Consider the following 20,365-nt stretch of genomic DNA (forward strand, 5'->3'; position numbering starts at 1 on the left):
CCGAGCGCCCCACCCTTTATCCCGACACCCAGCGGGAGGCGACGAAGCATGATTGCTCTTGCCGTGACCGCTGCCACCCTCGTGTTGGTCGGCGCGCTCGTTGTCTCGCTCGAGCGCCACCGGCGACTGACTCCGATCACCGCTCTCATCACCGGGCTTGCGACGCTGGCAATCGTGCTCGGCGCCATCACGACAACGATTGCCGCGGCAGACCCCGCCTTCGCCACCGGACCGAAACGCGGTGCGGTCAACCAGCCGCTGATCGAACGCGTCGTCGACGTCGAGCTTCCGCTGCCTCAGCCGCTCGACTGATCGCCACCGGCCTCAGAGCTACCCCAGCACTTCGGCCCGCAATCGATGAAGGGCCCGATCTCGACGCTCGCGTCGCGGCGCAGACCGAGCACGCGATGCAGCGAGGCGTCGATGCGTGACTCATCAAGCCGACCGTCATCGACTGCGGCGGCGAGCGCCGTCACCAGGCCAGAGAGGTCGACGCCCACCGTCGACGGGTCACCAGGCAGTACGTAGAGCAGAAGATCATTGCCCGCGGCGAGCGCACGCACGCCGTTCTCGACGGGGTCGCGATAGTCAGCAATGCCTGAGCGCTGCAGCATCAGCAAGTCGTCAGTGACGATCACACCGTCAAAGCCGAGTTCGTGCCTCAAGATTGCCACCCACGTCGGCGAGAGCGACGCGGGCAAGGGGCTGATTCGAGAGAACTGCAAGTGCCCCATCATGACGAGCTGGGCACCCTCGGCGATGCCTGCGCGAAAGGGCACGGCGTGCGTGGCACGCCATTCGGTCATTCCGATTGACGAGTGAGGAATGCTGACATGCGAATCGTCGGGGCTGGCGCCATGACCGGGAAAGTGCTTGAGAGTGGAGAGAACGATGCCCCGCTCGCCGCGAACCGCCGCTGCGACACGATCAGCAGAGGCGTCGGGAGACTCGCCGAGCGTTCGGCTCATGATGAACGACGACCGGTCGGGGGTGACGTCGGCCACGATGCCAAAGTTGATCAGCACGCCGGCCTGGGCGACCAGGGACGAGCGTTCACGAAACGCGTCTTCAGCGGCCTCTGGCGGCAAGTCGCGCAGTGCTCGCGCGGCCGGAGCGTTGTCCTCGCGCAATCGTCGAACGATGCCGCCCTCTTGATCGATCGCTGTGAGAACCGGCAGGCCAACCTCACTGTTCAGCGCTGAAGTCAGGCCCGCCACCACGGGAGCAAGACCGGCGATGTTGTCACCCATCAGAATCACGCCAGCGAAACCATGAGCGTCGACCACGTCACGGATGCGTGCGGGGTCGGTGCCGGGAACGTGAATCATGACGAGCGCCGCGACCTTCTGCTCGATGCTCATGGTGGCAATGCGCTGCTGCAGGTAGATCTCACGCACGTCGAGTGCGGCGGGCGCACCCACCAGCCGAGCCGGCGCTGGCGCCGCATCATGGTCGGTCGAATGAGCAGTGCACGCTGTTGTGCCGACGAGAGCGCCGACCATGACAGCTGCGGCGACTGCTCGCCACCTCACGCGTCGTCGCATGGCCTGATCGTATCCCGCCCTGGCCCCCGTACGATGGGCCGCATGGTGCGTGGCACGAGTGCGAAGGTGCGCGCGGTGGTGGGTGCTGCGCACATCGGCCCCAGCATTGTGGTCACCACAGTGACCGTCGTACTCGCCCTGTTGAGCGGCCTCGAACCGCTGCGCGTCGTCGCGGTGGCCCTCATGATGGCCTTCAACCAGTTGTCGATTGGCTGGTCGAATGATGCGATCGATGCTCATCGAGACGCCGACGCGCACCGCATCGATAAACCACTCGTGCGAGGCGACATCAGCTCTCGCATTGTGCTGTCTCTGGCGATCTCGGCTGCCGCGCTCTCGGTTCTCATCTCGCTCACCCTCGGGCCGATATTGGCGATGGTGCATCTCATCGCACTGGCGGGAGGTTGGGCGTACAACCTGGGTCTCAAGCGCACCATCGCCGCCACGGCCTGCTACATCGTGAGCTTCGGCTTGATTCCGGTGATCGTGACGAGCGCTCGAGAAGACGCAACTCTGGCGCCATGGTGGGCGATCGCGATGGGCAGTCTGCTCGGTCTCGCCGCGCACTTCACCAACGTGCTGCCTGACCTCGACGCCGATCGCCGGCACGGCATCCGATCATTGCCTCATCTCTTGGGGGCTCGCCTGGCAGGAAGCATCGCTCTCACCGCGTTGGCCGCTGCAGGGGCACTGGGCGTGCTCGCGCCCCTCGAGATTTCTCTACTCGCGATCGTGGGCGCCTCGGCGACGGCGGCTCTGCTCATCACCGGGGCGGTGATTCTGGTTCGGGCACCGCAGTCTCGTGCACTCTTCCGCGTGATCATGCTGTCGGCCCTTGCCGCTGTGGTGACTCTCGCGGGCTCGGCGGGCTCGTTCGTCGTCACCTAGTCGCCACGCCGGGCCGTCTGATGCCGATGGCCGAGATCACCCCACCCACCACCATGAGTGATGCGCACAGCACGAGCGCTCGATCGAGCCACTCGGGGTTCACCGTTGTGCCGACCACCGCACCCAGCAGGGCAATGGCGACAAGCCCTGAGATGCGCGACACCGCGTTGTTGACGGCCGACGCGATGCCTGAGCGCGCGGGATCGATCGCGCCGAGCACGGCCGATGTCAGCGGCGCCACCGTGATCGCGAGCCCGAGCCCTAGCGCGACGACACCGACGAGCGCTTGGCTCACGAAGTCGAACGGCTCGTCGATCGCGAGCATCGACACCAGCCCGCCAGCGGCCACGAGTGGCCCCGCCGTCATGAACCAGCGAGAGCCGTACCTGCCGGCAAGTCTTCCGAACAGCGAGGAGAACACGATGAGCATGATCGTCACTGGCAGCATCGTGAGCCCTGACTGGGTGGCAGACAACCCCGCAATCTGTTGCAGAAAGAGCACGATCACGAGGGTCGACAGAGACAGCGATGCGTAGATGGCGACCGTGGCGAGATTGCCGACGGCGAAATTGCGCTGGCGGAACAGTGCCAGGGGCATCATCGGATGCTGAGCCGTCGCTTGGCGCACGATGAAGCCGAACAGGCTCAGGCCGCCGACCACCAGTGGAATGATGACCAGCGGCGAACCCCAGCCGTAGTTCGCTTGCTCGATGAGGCCGAACACCACTCCCCCGAGACCCACGGCACCGAGAGCGGCGCCCACCAGGTCGAGAGGTACCTTCACGACGGCTGGCTCGTTGCGCAGGGGGGCCATCAGCAGCATCGTCGCGGCAATAGGCAGCACGTTGATGAGGAAGACCCATCGCCAACTCACGAGATCTGTCAGTAGCCCGCCGACCACGGGTCCGACGATGAACGCCGCCGAGGTCCACGCCGTCCAGAGCCCAATCGCTCGAGCCTGACTCTCACCGCGGTGGCTCGCCATGATGAGGGCGAGAGAGCTGGGCACGAGCAGAGCGCCCGCGGCACCCTGGGCTGCTCGAGCCACGATCAGTAGTTCTGCCGTCGGAGCGAGTCCGCACGCGATCGAGGTGATCGCGAAGCCAATGAGCCCGATGCGCAGCACGGCGATGCGCCCCAGAAGGTCAGAGAGCGAGCCCGCCAGCAGAATGAGCGCACCCAGCGTGATCAGGTAGGCGTCGACGACCCACTGCTGTACGGGCAGCCCTCCGCCCAACTCGTCGGTGATGGCAGGCAGTGCCACGGTCACGATCGATCCGTCAAGAAAGGCGACGAACGCTGCCAGGATGGCGACAAGCAACACTCGCCGATTGAGCGGGGTCGTCTCCATGCGCTCAGTCAAGCACGGCGAAGTGGGGTCTAAGGGCCCGAGCCTCGGCGCGACTCGGCAAGTACCATCGGGCTATGCGTCGCGACGAAGATCTTCGATGGCACGAGAGATCAGTTGCTGAGTCGCTAGAAGAGTTGTCGTCACGCAGGTCTGGCCTCAGCGATGATGACGTTGTCGAGCGCCGTGCCACGTTCGGGGTCAACGAACTCGTCAGCACCCCGCCAACACCGTGGTGGAAGACGTTACTTCGCCAGTTCTCGTCGCCGCTCATTGTCATCCTCATGGGAGCCGCGGTCGTCACCACGATTCTGGCGAAGTGGGTCGATACCGCGGCCATCATGATTGTGCTCGTTCTCAACGGCACCATTGGGTTCTGGCAAGAGCGCAAAGCAGCAGCAGAGGTTCGCGCGCTCGCCCGGCTTTCTCACCCGAGCTGCCGTGTGGTGCGTGAAGGCTCTGAAGTTGAACTTGATGCTCGCGACGTCGTGCCAGGAGATATCGTGCTTCTCGAGACCGGCGAAAGAGTTGCCGCCGACCTGCGCTTGATCGAGTCGACAGCCTTGCAGGTCGATGAGTCGATGCTCACCGGCGAGGTGCTGCCCGTCAGCAAGCACGTCGAATCGGTTGCTCGAGATGTCGGCATCGGCGATCGCACCTGCATGGCATACAGCGGAACCTTCGTCGTCTCAGGTCGCGGCAGCGGAGTCGTCGTGGCGATCGGGGCCGACACCGAGCTGGGGGTCATCAACGAGCTCGTGCAGCGGGCGTCGCCGACCACGCCGCTGCAGCGACTTCTTCGACAGCTGGAAGGGCGCATCGGTCTGTTGATCGGCGGAGTGTGCGCCATCGTTTTTGTCGCAGGTGCGGCACTCGGGGGTGACCTCGCCGACGTCTTCCTCTCTGCTGTCGCACTCGCCGTGGCGTCGATTCCCGAAGCACTTCCTATCGTGCTAACGATTGCCATGAGCATCGGTGTCGCGCGCATGGCCAAGAAGAACGCGGTGCTGCGCAGCCTGCCTGCTGTCGAAACACTGGGTTCGACGACGGTCATCGGCTCAGACAAGACCGGAACCCTCACTCAGAACATCCTCACCGTCGAAGAGGTCTGGACACCAGACGGCCGAACAGTGCTCGCCGACGAGCCCACGGCAGTGCACACTGACCCGCTTGTGCGCGACACACTTCGCGCAGGGGCACTCACGAATGAAGCGCGTGCATCCGCAGACTCACGCAGTGGTTTCGTCGGCGACGCAGTGGACGTCGCCATGGCGATGGCGGCAATCACTCACGGAGTGCTCACCATCGACGAACTGCAGTCTGCTATGGAGCTGCACGTGCCGTACGAGCCCGAACTCGCATACTGCCAGTCGGTGCGGCGCCATGCAGACGGCACGCGCATGCTCTACGTGAAGGGCGCGCCAGACAAGCTCATCGGCATGTCGACACACATGCGGACGGTGGCCGGAGACGAACCGATCGACAGCGACGAGGTCGCAGACGCCAACCACGAACTTGCCTCGCGTGGCTTGAGAGTGATCGCCACCGCTTGTCGCGCGCTTGGCGAAGATGAGGCCCGCGATGGTTTCTTGCCGCCGCCGAGCGAGCTCACCTTTCTCGGTCTCGAGGGCATGGCTGACCCGCCGCGGCCAGGTGTGGCGGCGGCTGTTGCCGCGTGTCAAGACGCGGGCATCGCCGTCAAGATGATCACGGGCGACCACCCCTCGACGGCGGAGGCGATCGCCGACCGACTGGGCATTCCGCGCCGCGGGCCCGCCATCACGGGCAAAGAGATGTCACGGCTCGACGACGATGTGCTCGTGGCGCGCTTGCGCGAGACGAGCGTGGCGGCACGCGTGTCGCCGAGCGACAAGCTGCGCATCGTCACCGCGCTGCAGCGCGCGGGCGAGGTGGTTGCCGTCACGGGTGACGGCGTGAACGATGCACCTGCGCTCAAGGCAGCATCGATCGGTGTCGCGATGGGTGCCTCGGGAACCGAGGTGGCTCGTGAAGCCGCCGACATCGTGCTCGCCGACGACAACTTCGCCACAATCGTGAGTGCGGTGCACCAGGGACGGGTGACCTTCGCTGCCATCCGAAAGGCGACCTTCTTCTTGCTGTCGACGGCGCTCGGAGTCATCATTGCGGTGCTCATTAACGTCTTCAGCGACCAACCCCTAATGTTCTTGCCGATTCAGGTGCTCTGGATCAACCTTGTGACGAACGGCCTTCAAGACGTCGCTCTCGCCTTCGAACCAGCCGAGGGTGGCGAACTTCAACGGCCCCCGCGCCGCCGCTCTGAAGGGCTTCTCTCTCGAGTGCTGTGGATTCGCCTCGTCATGACCGGTGCATGGATGGGTGTACTCATCTTGATCACGTTCTCGTGGGCTGTCGGTGCCGGATACAGCGATGACCACGCGCGAACGCTCGCCCTCACCCTCGTCGTATGTCTGAACTTCTTTCAGGCAGGCAGCTCGCGCGCTGAGCATCGATCGCTGTTCACCCTGAACCCCGTGAGCAACCCGTTCTTGCTCCTCACCGCCGTGGGCTCTCTCGCTCTGCACGCCGCCGCGATGTGGTGGGGGCCAAGCGCCTCGATTCTGAGCCTCGCACCCCTGTCACTCGCCGAGTGGGCGCTGTGTTTCGCGCTCGGCTCGACTGTGCTCGTCATCGTTGAACTCGAGAAGTTCGTGCGCCGCACCCGAGCACGTAGCTAACGACCCTCCTATACCCCCATGGGTATTTGATACACTCGCCAGAACGATCTGCTCTGGAGGAGAATCATGCGCCGAATCTTGCTGTCTATCGCCCTTGCTCTCGGCCTCGCTCTCGGGGCCAGCGCGTGCGCCTCCCCCGCCGAGCCTCGTGCGCTCGATGCCGGCACGGTGGTGATCGACGTACGCACCCCCGCCGAGTTTGCCTCGGGCCACCTCGAGGGCGCCGTCAACCTCGATGTGCAGTCTGCCGACTTCGAGGCACGCGTCGCCGAACTCGACCCTGCAGGCAGCTACTTCGTGTACTGCCGCAGCGGCAACCGTTCAGGTCAGGCCATCGACCGCATGAGGGCACTCGGCTTCACCGACCTCACCAACGGGGGCAGCGTCGAGGCCGCGTCGAGCTCGACCGGCATCGCCGTCATCACCCTGCCGTAGGTCGATCGCCGGGGCGAACCCGTCTACGAACTCGCGCCCACCAATCGATCAGCGAGCAGTTCACGCACCATCGGAATCACCCGCGTGCCGTAGAGCTCGATGGCGTGCAGGAGCTTGCCGTGCGCGAGAGGGCCCGTGCTGTACTTGAGATCGAATCGTTGGATGCCGAGGGCAGACACCGTGCTCGCGATCTTGCGGGCCACGGTTTCGGGCGAGCCGACATAGAGAGACCCGTGCTCGACCTCCGACCTGAAGTGGTCGTACGTCGTGGGGCCCCAGCCGCGCTCGCGGCCGATGCGACCGAACATGATCTCGTAGGCAGGCCACAGTTCTTCCATGGCCTGCTCGTCGGTGTCAGCGATGTACCCGGGCGAGTGCACTCCCACCGGCTGCCAGGGCTTCTCGAGTTGCGTGAGGGCGCGGTGGTAGAGCTCGACGAAAGGTGCAAATCGTTCAGGCTGCCCGCCGATGACGGCGAGCATCAGCGGAAACCCGTAGTTCGCGGCACGAACAACCGACTCTGGGCTGCCCCCCACCCCGACCCAGGTACGCAGCGCACCCGACTCGGTTGTCGGGTACACCATCTGGTCGGCCAGCGGGGCGCGCGTCGTGCCCTGCCAGGTCACGGGCTTCTCTTCGCGCACCGCCGCGAACAGGTTGAGTTTCTCTTCGAACAACGTCTGGTAATCGTTCAGGGCGTAGCCGAACAGCGGAAACGACTCGGTGAACGAACCCCGACCCATGATGATCTCAGCTCGACCGTGCGAGATCGCATCAAGGGTGGCGAATCGCTGGAACACGCGAATCGGGTCGTCAGAACTCAAGACTGTGACGCCGCTGCCGATGCGTATGCGTTCGGTGCGGGCGGCGATCGCCGTGAGCACCACGTCGGGCGCCGAGACCGCGAAATCGTCGCGGTGATGCTCACCCACAGTGATCGCGTCAACACCCACCTGATCGGCGAGCACCCCCTCGGCAACCACGTTGCGGATCACCTCGGCGTAGCCGAGGGGCTCGCCTCGGTCATCGCTCGTCACGTCACCAAAGGTGTCGAGACCCAGTTCAAGGTCGTTCGGGTCTGCAATGGGCATGTCGTGGCTCCCTCATCGTCTCTTCACGCATCCTATGCGTACGCATACACCTCGACAACGTCACACCCACGAGGTGTATTCCCGACGAGGCGTCAGGGCTGAAGTCTCTCGACCCGCCACGTCGAGTTCGCCTCGCGCTGGTAGATCAGCCTGTCGTGCAGGCGCGACGTTCGACCCTGCCAGAACTCGACGCGATGCGGCACGAGCCGAAACCCACCCCATCGCTCAGGCCGAGCCACGTCGTCGGATGCGGAGAACTGTGCATCAGCATCCAGCACCTTCTGCTCGAGGGCCGCACGCGACGCAATCGGCTGCGACTGATCGCTCGCCCACGCGGCGATCTGCGCGCCGCGCGGTCGTCCGGCGAAGTACGCATCAGAGTCAGCGGCATCGACCGGGTGCGCCACGCCGAAGATCTTCACCTGGCGGTGCAGCGTGTACCAGGGAAACACCGCGGCCACCGCCGGGTTCGCCAGCAGAGCGCGACCCTTGCGCGAGGAGTAGTCAGTGTAGAAGGCGAAACCGCGATCGTCGACAGCCCGCAGCAGCACGGTGCGAATCGACGGCGCCCCATCAGGGTCGATCGTGGCGAGCACCATGGCATTCGGCTCGTAGACCTGCCGCTCACCAGCTTCGGCGAGCCACGCGACGAACTGGCTGATCGGATCACTCGCGAGGTCGCCCTCGTCGAGCTTCTCGACGCCGTAGTCGGTGTGCGTGCGCAGCGCCGCGTCGAGCGCGGGCGGTTCGTAGGCGGTCATGCCCCTACGCTACGACGCTCGAGCCGACAACAGCCCGAGTCGAGGCGCGGTCGCTGCCCACACGGCCAGCACCGCACAGAGAATCAGGGCCGTGCCCAGCAGCTGATCGCCGAACTGGGCGAAGTCATCAAGGTTCAGCGGCACGTCGAGATTGCGCACCAGCACCGCGAAGGCGAGCACCGTCACGCCGAAGACGGCGTTCGCGAGAAACAGCAGCACCCGAGCCGCCCTCGGGTAGCGCGGTGAGTCGCCATGGGTCGCCCGTGCCTCGGTCGCGAAGCCCCAGACGAAGCCGAACAGCACGAGCGCGACACCGCTCGACCCGATCACGATGCTCAACGGATCGGCGATCACCTCTCGCCACGCGAGCGCCGCCGAGAGCACCAGGGCCATGGCCAGCAGTGCCGCGCGCTCTTCATCGAGCGTGCCCCGCACGGCGAGCACGACGACCACTACGCCGGTCACGAGCGCCACCCACACGGCCAGAGCGTCGCTCGACCAGGGAGCGGTCACCCCCAGCAGGGTCGGCAGGGTGGCGCTCACCGCGATGACGCCGATCGCCAGCAGCAGCTCGGCGGCTCCGCGTGGCAGTCGTGCGACGAAGGCGACCGCGACGACGATCAGTGAGACGCCGACCACAGCCCGAACGACAGTCGCCACCGCAGCGCTGCCCAGCACCGCCGCCAGCTCGAGGCCTGACGCCAGCAGGTCGACCGGCGCTCCCCACGACGCCGCGACCTGCACGATGAGCAGCATGACGACGATCGGCGCGATCGTGATCGACAGCCCAATCGCCACGGGAATCGCGATGCGGTCGACCGCGCTGTCGAGCTCGTCAGCCGCCCCCACCGAGTCACCGCGCCGTCGGGCGAGCACGAACCAGCCGACGGCCACGACCGCCAGCAGGATGGCGCTGCCCGGCAGGGCAGCGAGCAGCTCTCCGTCTGGCTCACCGGCCACGACCGACGGCACGACGACGTCGACCACCCTCCACACTCCGACGATCACGAGCAGCACCACCAGCGCCACCGGCACTGCGCGAGGGGTCGCGCCCGTCGAGCGGCGCACGACTCCGACCACGGCACGCGATGCGTTGAGTGCCACTTGCGCCACGACGAGCCCGGCGGCGATGGCGGCCGGAATGGCCAGTTGACCGATCGACGTCATCACGACCGAGAGCGCCGTCGGCCCGACGTCGATGCCGAACACCGCGCTCTGCATCGACGACGCGCCGAGGGCGACCGCTGCGCTCAGGCCGAGCAGGGCCAGCACCGCCGGAAACTCCCACCACGCGAATCGCGATCGCCGCCGCAGCACGGTGAGCGCGACCAGCCCCCCGGCAACGACCAGCGAGATCAGCTTTCCCGCGGTCACGGTGACCCCACCCTCCCCGTCTGGCCCGAGATCGATGGCTCCGATGAAGAGCACTGAGAGCACCGTCATCGCCGTGAGCACGATCGCGACGGTGCGATGCACGTGCAGGGCCGCGGTCTGCATGAGTGCGAGCGCCACGATGACCAGCCAGAAGATCGTCGGCAGCAGTGCTCGCGGCAAAGACAGCGTGCTCGCGCCGACCGTCGCCGTGAGGGGCAGCAAGGCCCGCAGAGCCGGAGCGGCGAGAATGAGCGCGACAGCGAAGACGAAGGCCCCAGTGCCGAGCGCGACGACGGGAGTCAGCCCGGGGGGCCACCCGGTATCGCGCACTCGACCTTCGCGAATGGGCGTCACCACGATGCCGCGCCAGACCCGGGCAGTGGCCCTGGCGCCGCCCGCGAACACCCCCGTCGCCGTCATCGGGCCGCCGCCCGCCACATCGTGCCGGTCGAGTCGACCACGATCACCGAGTCGCCGATGATGCTGAGCGAGCGGGTGACTCCCGGCAGCACAGCGCCGAGGGTGCGACTGGCGAGCGTGTCACCGCTCTCGACCGATTGCAGCACGAGTTCAGAGGCGCGCAGAGACACCAGGCTTCCGCCCGCGATCGCCGCCGCTGCTGCGCCCTCGTCGACCCAGAGCACCGAACCCGTCGTGGGATGCACGGCGCGCGTCGCGCCCTGCCCGACCAGCACGAAGGCCGCGTCACCGGCCAGCACCTGATGCACGACGTCGCCGCCGCTCTGCACGCTCCACGTCGTCGAGCCATCGCTCAGCGCGACAGCGAGAGCGAGCCCGCTCTCGAGCACGAGCACCGCCGAACCGTGCAGCTCGCTCACCGTCATGGCCTCGACGGGGCCAGGGTCGATCCTCCACCGCAGCTCGCCCGTTTCTGCGTCGACAGCGGTCACCCGACCTCGCTCATCGGCGGCCAGCACGACGCCTGCCGCGGCCACTGGTGCGCCGCGGCCATCACCGCCGAGGTCGGCCGACCACCGGGGCACGCCGCTAGAGGCGTCGAGCCGTGACACGGTGCCGGCGAGGGTGAGCACGATCGGATCACCCGCGTGCTGCGCGACAGGGGCGAGCGCGAGCTCGTCCATCGTGGTCGACCACACGCGGCGCCCGAGCAGGTCGTAGGCGGCCGTCTGCCGCGCCTCGGTCGTCACCACGGTCAGCGGGCCGACGGCCGCAGCACTGAGAATGGTGCCGCCGGGGTGACTCGACCAGAGCGAGGCGGGCTCGGGCGACTGCAGACTCCAGCGCTGCACCGAGTTGCCGCGGTCGTCGATGAGCACGGCATCTGCATCGGCAGCGACGACAGGCAGGGTGTACTGGCCTGTCGCCAGAAAGTCGCCGAAGAAGCCGTCGGTGAGGGTGAGCGTCGAGGCCACCGGTGCCGTGAGCGAGCGGGCATCTCGTGGCCACGACGCCGCGGCTCGAGGTGAATCGCCGCGCGCCTCGACCGCGCCGGTGGGCACCTCGGCGAATCCGATGGAAGCGCCGTTGACGGTTCCGGTGCTCCACACCGGGCCGCGACCGGGGCACCAGACTGTCGACTCGTCGAGCTGGTTCTCTGCCTGATCGACGGGGTCGGTGATCGTCACGAGCAAGCGCACCCCGATGCACCCCCACTCGAGAGCGATCTCACGCCCCCCATAGTCGAGAATCGGCTCGGTGACGGCGACAAGCTGCGTCGACGCGGTGTACGTGAGCAGACCGCCAGGCAGAGCACTGCCGGTGCCCTGCCACGACGACCCGGGCACGGCATCGGCAGGCACGAGCACCAGCGCAGGGTCGAACACCAAGCCCAGTTCGCTGCCCCATGTCGCCACCTGGGCCACCCCGGTCTCGCCGAGTCGATACAGGTCAGTGACGCGCCCGCCCTCGTCATCGGTGCGCGAAGCCCGCCAGAACCGCGAGCGACGCACGCCGTCTTCACCCCCGTGCTCGAGCAGCGTGCTGACCACGATCGACGGCGCGTCGAGCGCGCCCTCGATGCCCGCCGTGCGAGCGTGCTCGGTGACAGTGACCACCCCATCGGCCGAGGTGGTCAGCGTTCGGTGACCGTCGAGCGGCACGAGCAGCTCGGCAGCGCTCGCGACCGAGCCGCTCGGGGGCGCATCGGCGCCGGCCAGTGCCATCGCCACCACCACGGCGACGAGCGGCACCGCCACCCAGGCAGGCCAGTGCGCGGGCGGCGTCGGCTCGGGGTGCTCGGGTGTCGACGGCAGCACGCGCTCAGTGTAGGGTCAGCGCCGCCGCGAAGGCGAGGGTCAGCGCATCGTATCGAGCACGCTGCGCAAGTCGTCGATCGTCGTGCGCGGGTTGACAATGGCGAAACGAGCGTTCGTGCGCCCCGAGTGCGAGCTCGGCACGACGAACGCATGCTGCTCATCGAGCAGACGATTCGACCAGTGAGCGTAGTCTCCGGCGCTCCACCCGACGCGCTCGAACACCACGACCGAGAGCTGCGGTTCGCGCACCAGCCTCACGTGATCACTCGCGTCGATCTCGCGCGCGACGGCGTGCGCGAGCTCGATCGACGCCGAGATCGCGTCGCGATAGGCCTGCGCACCGAACGTGGCGAGCGAGAACCAGAGCGGAAGACCGCGCGCGCGCCTGGTCAGTTGCACCGAGTAGTCAGAAGGATTGAACTCGCTCGACTCGGTGAGAGCATCCAAGTATTCGGCGTGCTGCGTGTGCGCCGCCCTCGCGATCTCGGGGTTGCGGTAGATGAGAGCGCACGAATCGAACGGCGTGAACAGCCACTTGTGCGGGTCGACGATGAGCGAATCGGCGCGTTCGATGCCGGCGAAGCGCGGGCGAGCGATCGGCGTGAGAGCTGCGGCCAGGCCGTATGCCCCGTCGATGTGCAGCCAGAAGTCGTAGCGGTCTTTCAGCGCGGCGATCGACGCGATGTCGTCGACGATGCCGAAATTGGTCGATCCGCCCGTCGCGACCACGGCGATCACGGCGTCGCCGTGCTCATCGAGGGCGTCGCGCACCTGGTCGCCATGCAGGCTGCCGCTGTCGCCCACAGGCACCGCGACCACCTCGACATCCATGACCCGCGCGGCGCTCGCGATCGACGAATGCGCCTCAGCGCTGCACACGACGACCCACCGGTCGGGTCGGGGCTCGCCCGCCTCGAGGCGAGCACGAGCGGCGTGGTCGCGAGCGGCGACGAGCGCCGAGAGGTTGCCGATGGTGCCCCCCTGCACAAAGACACCGCGCGCCTCGACAGGCAGACCGAACTCGGCGGCGAGCCAGGCGAGCACCTCGTTCTCGGCGTAGACCGCGCCCGAGCCCTCGAGCCACGAACCGCCGTAGACCGCCGTCGCCGACACGATGAGGTCGAACGCCGTCGCCGCCTTCGACGGAGCCGACGGGATGAACGAGAGATACCGAGGATGCTCGGTCGTGATGCACGACGGAGCCAGCACATTCTCGAACAGTGCGAGCGCGCGACGGGCGCCCATACCGTCGTCAGAGATGCTGCCCCCGGCAAGGCGTCGCAACTCGGCTGGGGTGAACGGCTTGTCGAGAGGGGTGTCGTCGCTCAAGATTCGTCGACGAGCGTATTCGAGCACCATGTCGACGATCTGCGTGGTCTCGTCGCTCAGTGCATGCATGCGCACGGCGGGGTTGAGGGCATCTGCGGCCTGGCTGCGGCTCACGAAAGGTCCTTCCGAACCGGATCAGCACTGACACGTGCCGATCGTCCGACGCGCCGCCCCGCCACTCGGGCCAGCAGGCGCCGGATACGACGAATCCCGGCCGAGACCGGGATTCACATCGTGGTGGACCTGAGGGGACTCGAACCCCTGACCCCCTGCATGCCATGCAGGTGCGCTACCAGCTGCGCCACAGGCCCGTGGCGACCGGCCCACGGGGCCGGAGACAACTCACCAAGAGTAGTACACGCCGGCACGCGCGACCAATTCGCGCTCGAGGCCGAACTCAGTCAGCGCCGTCGGTCGCCGCGCCAGTGCCCACCGCGGTCAGCGGGATGGCGGGGCAGTCTTTCCAGAGTCGTTCGAGCGAGTAGAAGAGCCGCTCTTCTTCGTGGAACACGTGCACGACGATGTCGCCGAAGTCGAGCAGAATCCAGCGACCCTCAGCCCGCCCCTCACGGCGCAGCGGCTTGGCGCCGGCCTCGATCATGCGGTCTTCGACCTCAGAGGCGATCGCCTGAACATTGCGCTCATTGCGCCCCGTGACGAGCACGAAGACGTCGGTCAGCGGCAGCGGGCCAGACACGTCGAGAGCGACCACGTCGTCACCCTGCTTGGAGTCGGCCGCGCTCGCGGCGATCTGGGTGAGCGCGAGAGCGCGGTCAGAAGCGGTCACAGTGTCCTTTGGTGAAAACGAGAGAGCGGAGCACTCAGAATAGCCCGTTGACCGCCGCGACGACGAAGAGGCCGATGGCGACCACCGCCATGACGACGGTCGTGGCGACGAGCACAGTGGTGACGACGTTGCTGGTCGAACGCTTGCCCGTCATCACGGTGTGCGTGCCCGTGTGGCTGCTGACCGCCTTGAGGGCGCTTACCGGAGCGGAATCAGGAGCAGCCACCTCGTGGTCTCCCGGCTCGAACAGGTCATCGATATCGGGGCTGTCGTGCATGGTCGGCACGGTTCCCGTCGACGACACCACTCGCGACACGTCGATCATGCCCGTCACGATGATCTCACCGGTTCCGGCCACCGGCCCCGCGATGCTGCCCGTGGGCATCTCCGGAAGCACGAGCGCATTGGTGTTGAGCGCCGCCGTCGACCCGACCTCGCGGCTGAACGTGTTCTCGAAGGGGTCGTCGGCGTCGTGAATGCCCACCGACCAGTGCGAGCCGGTCGAGACGGGCACGACGGGCGCTGCAGGCGCGGCCGGTGCGACGGGCGCTGATTCGAGCAGGGCCGCCTCGACCGGGGCAGGCTCGATCGGCGCAGCCTCCATCGGCGCAGCCTCGACCGGCGCAGGCTCGATCGTGGCGTGCACCACGCCGTCGTCGTCATGCGTCGGCGCGACAGGGGCGGCAGGCGCAGCGGGCGCTGCCTCCGTCACCGAGAAGGCGGGCTGCTCGGCGATGGTCTGCGCGGCGCGGCTCTCGCGCAGCTCACGCCGCGACCGCGTCTGCTCGAGCGCGCCGAGACCCTGCGCGGGCGGCACGATGACGTGCACGGGCGCAGGCTCGACGGGCGGCTCAGACCGCGGCGCAGCATCCGGTCGCGGTGTGAGCTGGGTGTGGTACTCGAGCGGGGCGTCGAACGCCTCTCGAGGCTCGACCCGTGGCGCCTCGGCGGGCACCTCTGCTGGGGGGCGGAAGTCTCGACGGCGCACCTGCTGCACCGGATACGCGGGAGGAGCGGCGGGCACGAACGCCGGGGCGACGGGCGCCGGAGGAGCGGTCGGAGACACGAGAGAGGGCGGCGCGTCGTCGTAGTGCGGCACGCGGGGGCGCACCTCGGTGCGATAGGCGATATCGCTCGGAGCCGACGACGGAACAGACACGGGCGCGCTGCCGCGGCGACCGTCTGGCGCCTCGGCACCCTCACCGGGCCGAGCGAAGACCTCAACGCCCTCGTGGTGCGCCGCTTGCTCAGCCAGCCGTGCGGCGCGGCGGCTGAGCGGCGGATCGTTCGGGCTAGTCATGATGAAGTGCTCCGGTACAGCTGGTGCTTCGCGATGTACTGCACCACACCGTCAGGCACCAAGTACCAGACCGGAAAGCCCTGCTCGACGCGGCGACGGCAGTCGGTAGACGAAATGGCCAGCGCGGGAATCTCGAGCAAGCTTACGTCGCGGTGCGGCAATGCGCTAATGCTGAGCGCGTGCCCTGGTCGACTCACAGCCACGAAGTTCGCCAGCTGCCACAGCTCGTCGACATCTTTCCAGTCGAGAATCTGCGCGATCGCGTCGGCTCCTGAGATGAAGAACAGATCGGCATCAGGATGCTCGGCTCGAAGATCACGCAGGGTATCGATCGTGTACGTCGGGCCGTCTCGGTCGATGTCGACCCGACTGACGCGGAACCTCGGGTTCGAGGCCGTCGCGATGACGGTCATGAGATACCGATGCTCGCTGTGCGTCACCCCGCGCTTCTGGTAGGGCTCACCCGTCGGCACGAACACGACCTCGTCGAGATCGAACGCCTGCGCGACCTCGCTGCCCGCCACCAGGTGACCGTGGTGAATCGGGTCGAAGGTGCCGCCCATGATGCCGATGCGCTCACGCTTCGCGACCGTCATCATGGTGTCAGCGCCGCAGAAGCCGTGGTCGGGCTCAGTGACCTGCGGAGTTTCCGCTCGACTTCTTGTGGCTGTGGCGGTTCGCGACGTCGCGGTAGGCGAAGGTGACGAGACCCATCATGATGAAGACGAGCGCCGCGACACCGGCGATGACCTCGGCGGGCGCGACGAGCGGTGCGAGTTCTTCTTCAGAGGCGAGAATGACACTGGCCAGCGTCGTCAGCATGCAGAACTCCCGGGGTCGTTTCGATCGAGTAACACCAATCTACCGCGAATCATGCGCGCACCTGCCCATCGCCGCGCACGATCCACTTGGTGCTCGTGAGCTCGGGCAGGCCCATCGGCCCCCGAGCGTGCAGTTTCTGCGTCGAGATTCCGACCTCGGCGCCGAAGCCGAACTCACCGCCGTCGCTGAACCGCGTCGACGCGTTCACCATCACCACCGCCGAGTCAACCTCGGCCAGAAACCGCTCGGCGTTGGCCATGTCGCGCGTGATGATCGACTCGGTGTGCTGCGTCGAATAGCGGCGGATGTGCTCGAGCGCAGCATCCACATCGTCGACGATCGCCACCGACAGCTCGAGAGCCATGTGCTCTGTGGCGAAATCGGTGTCGTCGGCCGCCTCGAGAGAAGCGTCGATCTCGCGTGCCCGCTCGTCGCCTCGCACGACGACCCCGGATGCCCGCAGAGCGTCGATCACCGGTGGCAGCACTCGCGGCGCCGCCTCACGGTGCACGAGCACCGTCTCGACCGCGTTGCAGACGCTCGGCCGCTGCACCTTCGCGTTGTGCACGATCTCGACAGCCATCGCCTCGTCGGCACTCGCATCGAGGAAGATGTGCACGACACCGGCGCCCGTCTCGATGACGGGCACGGTCGAGTCGCGAACCACCGTCTGGATGAGGTCGGCGCTGCCGCGCGGAATCAGCACATCGATGAACCCGCGAGCTCGCATGAGCGCCGTCGCGCCCGCCCTACCGTGCTCGTCGATCGTCTGCACGGCCGTGCGCGGCAGCCCGCAGTCATCGAGAGCGCCCTGCAGGGTCGACACGAGCATGCGGTTCGAGTTCTCGGCAGCGCTGCCGCCGCGCAGCACGACCGCGTTGCCGCTCTTCAGCGCGAGAGCGGCGATGTCGACCGTGACATTCGGTCTCGCCTCGTAGATGGCGCCGACGACGCCGAACGGCACGCGCACTTCGCTCAGCTGGATTCCGTTCGGCAGGCGCGAACCGCGCACCACGGTGCCGACCGGGTCGGGCAGCGCGATGACGTCGCGCACGGCCGTGGCCAGGGCGCGAACTCGCGCCTCGTCGAGTCGCAGTCGATCTCGTAGGCCCGCAGAGAGCCCGTTCTGCTCACCGCGCTCGAGATCGAGGGCGTTCGCCTCGACGATCGCGTCGATCGACGACTCGAGTGCCGTCGCGATCGCGTCGAGCGCGGCGTTCTTGCGCGCAGTCGTGAGCGTGGCGACAACGCGAGATGCGGCCTTCGCGGCCGCGAGCTGATCGTCGAGCAGGCCGGGCGAAGACATGCAGTCAGTCTACCGGCGCGGCCTCGAACCAGGTTCCGACCTCGTCGCCGCGCAGCGCCTCGGCGACGAGCGTCGTCGACGTGAGCACGACCGGAACACCGCTCTCGACAGCGAGGCGTGCTGCTGCGATCTTCGTGCCGGCGCCGCCCGTGCCGACGCCGGCCGAGCCGATGTCGCCGAGCTCGACGCCGCTGAGATCGTCATCGTGGGCGACGAAGTCGATGCGCTCGGCTCCGGGCTCTGCGGGGGGCTTCGTGTAGAGGGCGTCGACGTCGCTCAGCAACACGAGCAGATCGGCCGACACGAGCTCGCTGACGAGTCCGGCGAGCCGGTCGTTGTCGCCGAAACGGATCTCTTGCGTCGCGACCGTGTCATTCTCATTGACGATCACCAGGATGCGCAGGCCGAGCAGGCGCTCGAGAGCGCGCTGCGCGTTGCTGCGTGGAGTGGCGTGCTCGAGATCAGTCGCAGTCAGCAGCACCTGGCCGGCGACGATGCCATAGCGGTCGAGGCTGTCTTGGTAGCGGTGGATGAGCGCATTCTGACCGACAGCAGCCGCCGCCTGCTGCGTCGCCAGATCGAGCGGCCGAGAGTCGAGACGCAGGAAGGGCATGCCGGTGGCAATGGCCCCCGACGAGACGAGCACGACCTCGACACCTCGAGCGTGCGCCGCCGCGAGCGCATCGACGAGGGGTGCGATCTGGCCGGAGTTGTCGCCACTGATCGACGACGAACCCACCTTCACCACGACTCGTCGCGCGCGCGTCACGGCATCACGGCGACCCCTCGAGGCGCCCCCTTCAGTCATCGTCGCCTTCCTTCCACATTCCTGCCTCGCGCTCGGCTTCCAACTCGGCGCGTGCCGCTGCCTTCGCATCCATGCGCTCGTGATACGTCTGACGCCGCTGACTCGTCGTCGGGCGGTTGAGCGCGTCGAGGCGCGGGTCGGTGCCGCGGGGCGCCGTCATGAGTTCGGCGGCGCTCGTCAACGTGGGCTCCCAATCGAAGATCACGCCGTCGGCAGGGCCGATCACCACGGTCGCACCTGCCACGGCGCCCGCCTGGAAGAGAGCATCCTCAATACCGATCTTGGCCAGCCGATCGGCAAGGTACCCCACCGCTTCGTCGTTGCGGAAGTCTGTCTGCTGCACCCACCGCTCGGGCTTCGCACCCAGAATTCGATAGATCGGCCCGTCGCTGCCGCCCTCGACGGCGATGCGGAACTCTTCGGTGTCGACCGGCTTCGGCCGCAGCACGATGCGCTCGCGCACCGTCGCCTCGGCCGCCTTCGCAGCGCGGTCAGACTCGACGAGCTCAGCCAGAGCGAACGTCAGAGGCCGCAGGCCCTCGCGGCTGACAGCACTGATGTCGAAGACCCGATAACCCCGCGCCTCAAGCTCGGGGCGCACCAGGTCGGCGAGATCGCGCGCCTCGGGCACGTCGAGCTTGTTGAGGGCGATCAGCTGCGGGCGATCGAGCAGCGGCACCTGACCGTCGGGAACCGGGTAGGCGGCCAACTCGGCGAGAATCACATCGAGGTCGCTGATCGGGTCGCGGCCGGGGTCGAGGGTGGCGCAGTCGAGCACGTGCAGCAGGGCGCTGCAGCGCTCGACGTGACGCAAGAACTCGAGGCCGAGCCCCTTGCCCTCGCTCGCGCCCTCGATCAGCCCGGGAACATCGGCGACGGTGAACCGGGTGTCACCCGACTCGACGACACCCAGATTCGGGTGCAGGGTCGTGAACGGGTAGTCGGCGATCTTCGGCTTCGCGGCGGAGATCGCAGCCACGAGACTCGACTTGCCGGCGCTCGGGTAGCCGACGAGCGCCACATCGGCGACCGTCTTGAGCTCGAGAACGATGTCGCCCTGCCAGCCCTCGGTGCCGAGCAGGGCGAAACCGGGAGCCTTGCGCTTGGTCGTCGCGAGCGACGCGTTGCCGAGACCGCCCTGGCCGCCAGGAGCGACGACGATGCGCATGCCCGGTTCGGTCAAGTCGGCGAGCTCGGTGCCATCGGCATCGCGCACGACAGTGCCGACAGGAACAGGCAAGACCAGAGGGCCGCCGCTGAAGCCTGAACGGTTGTCGCCCATGCCCGGGCCGCCGTTGTCGCTCGAACGGTGCGGACGACGGTGGTACGGCAGCAGGGTGGTCTCCTGAGGGTCGGCGACGAGCACGATGTCGCCGCCGTCGCCGCCATTGCCGCCGTCAGGCCCGGCGAGGGGCTTGAACTTCTCGCGACGCACCGAGACGCAGCCGTGGCCGCCGCTCCCTGCGCGCAGGTGAAGAGTCACACGGTCGACGAACGTCGCCATGATGGTGCCTCCTTCTGCTCTGCCGCGCCAGTCGACGTTCGATGTCGGTGCTGATCACAACCGTGCTGTTCAACGGCGAAGGGGCGGGCCGAAGCCCGCCCCTCGCGTGAGTCT

The 20,365-nt window shown here is 67.3% G+C and carries 18 protein-coding genes and 1 tRNA gene; 4 read left to right on the forward strand and 15 right to left on the reverse strand.

Annotation, left to right across the window (positions count from 1 at the left end; all coding sequences use genetic code 11):
- The first annotated feature begins 48 nt into the window (after nt 1-48).
- Nucleotides 49-312 (forward strand): hypothetical protein, encoded by a 264-nt coding sequence (locus KIT89_RS05285; protein ID WP_297603584.1) that lies wholly within the window; start codon nt 49-51, stop codon nt 310-312.
- Here the strand turns inward: KIT89_RS05285 and KIT89_RS05290 are convergent.
- Nucleotides 297-1,544 carry a glycoside hydrolase family 3 N-terminal domain-containing protein gene (locus tag KIT89_RS05290; protein WP_297603585.1) on the reverse strand — a complete coding sequence of 416 codons (1,248 nt, stop codon included), beginning with the start codon at nt 1,542-1,544 and terminating at the stop codon, nt 297-299. The genes KIT89_RS05285 and KIT89_RS05290 overlap by 16 nt on opposite strands.
- 42 nt (nt 1,545-1,586) lie before the next feature.
- Between KIT89_RS05290 and KIT89_RS05295 the strand changes: the two genes are divergently transcribed.
- Nucleotides 1,587-2,432 carry a UbiA family prenyltransferase gene (locus KIT89_RS05295; protein WP_297603586.1) on the forward strand — a complete coding sequence of 282 codons (846 nt, stop codon included), beginning with the start codon at nt 1,587-1,589 and terminating at the stop codon, nt 2,430-2,432.
- Here KIT89_RS05295 and KIT89_RS05300 read toward each other — a convergent pair.
- Complete coding sequence (locus KIT89_RS05300) at nt 2,425-3,783, reverse strand: DHA2 family efflux MFS transporter permease subunit (RefSeq protein WP_297603587.1); 1,359 nt, start codon at nt 3,781-3,783, stop codon at nt 2,425-2,427. The two genes, KIT89_RS05295 and KIT89_RS05300, sit on opposite strands and share 8 nt — an antisense overlap.
- 74 nt (nt 3,784-3,857) lie before the next feature.
- Between KIT89_RS05300 and KIT89_RS05305 the strand changes: the two genes are divergently transcribed.
- Both KIT89_RS05305 and KIT89_RS05310 read left to right on the forward strand, forming a co-directional pair.
- Complete coding sequence (locus KIT89_RS05305) at nt 3,858-6,497, forward strand: HAD-IC family P-type ATPase (RefSeq protein WP_297603588.1); 2,640 nt, start codon at nt 3,858-3,860, stop codon at nt 6,495-6,497.
- 66 nt (nt 6,498-6,563) lie between these two features.
- The gene (locus KIT89_RS05310; RefSeq protein ID WP_297603589.1) at nt 6,564-6,932 is read left to right on the forward strand and encodes a rhodanese-like domain-containing protein; all 369 of its coding nucleotides are present in this window, start codon (nt 6,564-6,566) and stop codon (nt 6,930-6,932) included.
- Nucleotides 6,933-6,955: 23 nt separating this feature from the next.
- Here the strand turns inward: KIT89_RS05310 and KIT89_RS05315 are convergent, their stop codons facing one another.
- The 13 genes from KIT89_RS05315 to obgE form a co-directional block, all read right to left on the reverse strand.
- A complete protein-coding gene (locus tag KIT89_RS05315; RefSeq protein ID WP_297603590.1) occupies nt 6,956-8,023 on the reverse strand; it encodes an LLM class flavin-dependent oxidoreductase in 1,068 nt (355 codons plus the stop codon).
- A 92-nt stretch (nt 8,024-8,115) separates the two neighbouring features.
- On the reverse strand, nt 8,116-8,784 hold the full coding sequence (pdxH, locus tag KIT89_RS05320) for a pyridoxamine 5'-phosphate oxidase (RefSeq protein ID WP_297603591.1): 669 nt from the start codon (nt 8,782-8,784) through the stop codon (nt 8,116-8,118).
- Between the two features lie 9 nt (nt 8,785-8,793).
- Nucleotides 8,794-10,578, reverse strand: a complete 1,785-nt coding sequence (locus tag KIT89_RS05325) for a hypothetical protein (RefSeq protein WP_297603592.1) — start codon at nt 10,576-10,578, stop codon at nt 8,794-8,796.
- The gene (locus tag KIT89_RS05330; protein ID WP_297603593.1) at nt 10,575-12,395 is read right to left on the reverse strand and encodes a PQQ-binding-like beta-propeller repeat protein; all 1,821 of its coding nucleotides are present in this window, start codon (nt 12,393-12,395) and stop codon (nt 10,575-10,577) included. Before KIT89_RS05330 ends, KIT89_RS05325 begins: the two co-directional genes overlap by 4 nt.
- Before the next feature lie 39 nt (nt 12,396-12,434).
- Nucleotides 12,435-13,793, reverse strand: a complete 1,359-nt coding sequence (locus KIT89_RS05335) for an aminotransferase class V-fold PLP-dependent enzyme (protein ID WP_297603916.1) — start codon at nt 13,791-13,793, stop codon at nt 12,435-12,437.
- Nucleotides 13,794-13,959: 166 nt separating this feature from the next.
- Nucleotides 13,960-14,035: transfer RNA gene (locus KIT89_RS05340), tRNA-Ala, on the reverse strand.
- An 86-nt stretch (nt 14,036-14,121) separates the two neighbouring features.
- On the reverse strand, nt 14,122-14,511 hold the full coding sequence (gene rsfS, locus KIT89_RS05345; RefSeq protein WP_297603594.1) for a ribosome silencing factor: 390 nt from the start codon (nt 14,509-14,511) through the stop codon (nt 14,122-14,124).
- A 34-nt stretch (nt 14,512-14,545) separates the two neighbouring features.
- On the reverse strand, nt 14,546-15,811 hold the full coding sequence (locus KIT89_RS05350; protein WP_297603595.1) for a hypothetical protein: 1,266 nt from the start codon (nt 15,809-15,811) through the stop codon (nt 14,546-14,548).
- The gene (gene nadD / locus KIT89_RS05355; RefSeq protein ID WP_297603596.1) at nt 15,808-16,410 is read right to left on the reverse strand and encodes a nicotinate-nucleotide adenylyltransferase; all 603 of its coding nucleotides are present in this window, start codon (nt 16,408-16,410) and stop codon (nt 15,808-15,810) included. The genes KIT89_RS05350 and nadD overlap by 4 nt, the downstream gene beginning before the upstream one ends.
- A gap of 31 nt (nt 16,411-16,441) precedes the next feature.
- Entirely contained in the window at nt 16,442-16,633 is a 192-nt protein-coding gene (locus KIT89_RS05360) for a hypothetical protein (RefSeq protein WP_297603597.1), read from the reverse strand.
- A 49-nt stretch (nt 16,634-16,682) separates the two neighbouring features.
- Nucleotides 16,683-17,939, reverse strand: a complete 1,257-nt coding sequence (locus KIT89_RS05365) for a glutamate-5-semialdehyde dehydrogenase (RefSeq protein ID WP_297603598.1) — start codon at nt 17,937-17,939, stop codon at nt 16,683-16,685.
- A gap of 4 nt (nt 17,940-17,943) precedes the next feature.
- Nucleotides 17,944-18,747, reverse strand: coding sequence for a glutamate 5-kinase (gene proB / locus KIT89_RS05370; RefSeq protein WP_297603599.1), 804 nt, complete (start codon nt 18,745-18,747; stop codon nt 17,944-17,946).
- Complete coding sequence (obgE, locus tag KIT89_RS05375; protein ID WP_297603600.1) at nt 18,740-20,251, reverse strand: GTPase ObgE; 1,512 nt, start codon at nt 20,249-20,251, stop codon at nt 18,740-18,742. The genes proB and obgE overlap by 8 nt, the downstream gene beginning before the upstream one ends.
- Between the last annotated feature and the right edge of the window lie 114 nt (nt 20,252-20,365).

Source organism: Microcella sp. (assembly GCF_025808395.1).
Taxonomy (GTDB): domain Bacteria; phylum Actinomycetota; class Actinomycetes; order Actinomycetales; family Microbacteriaceae; genus Microcella.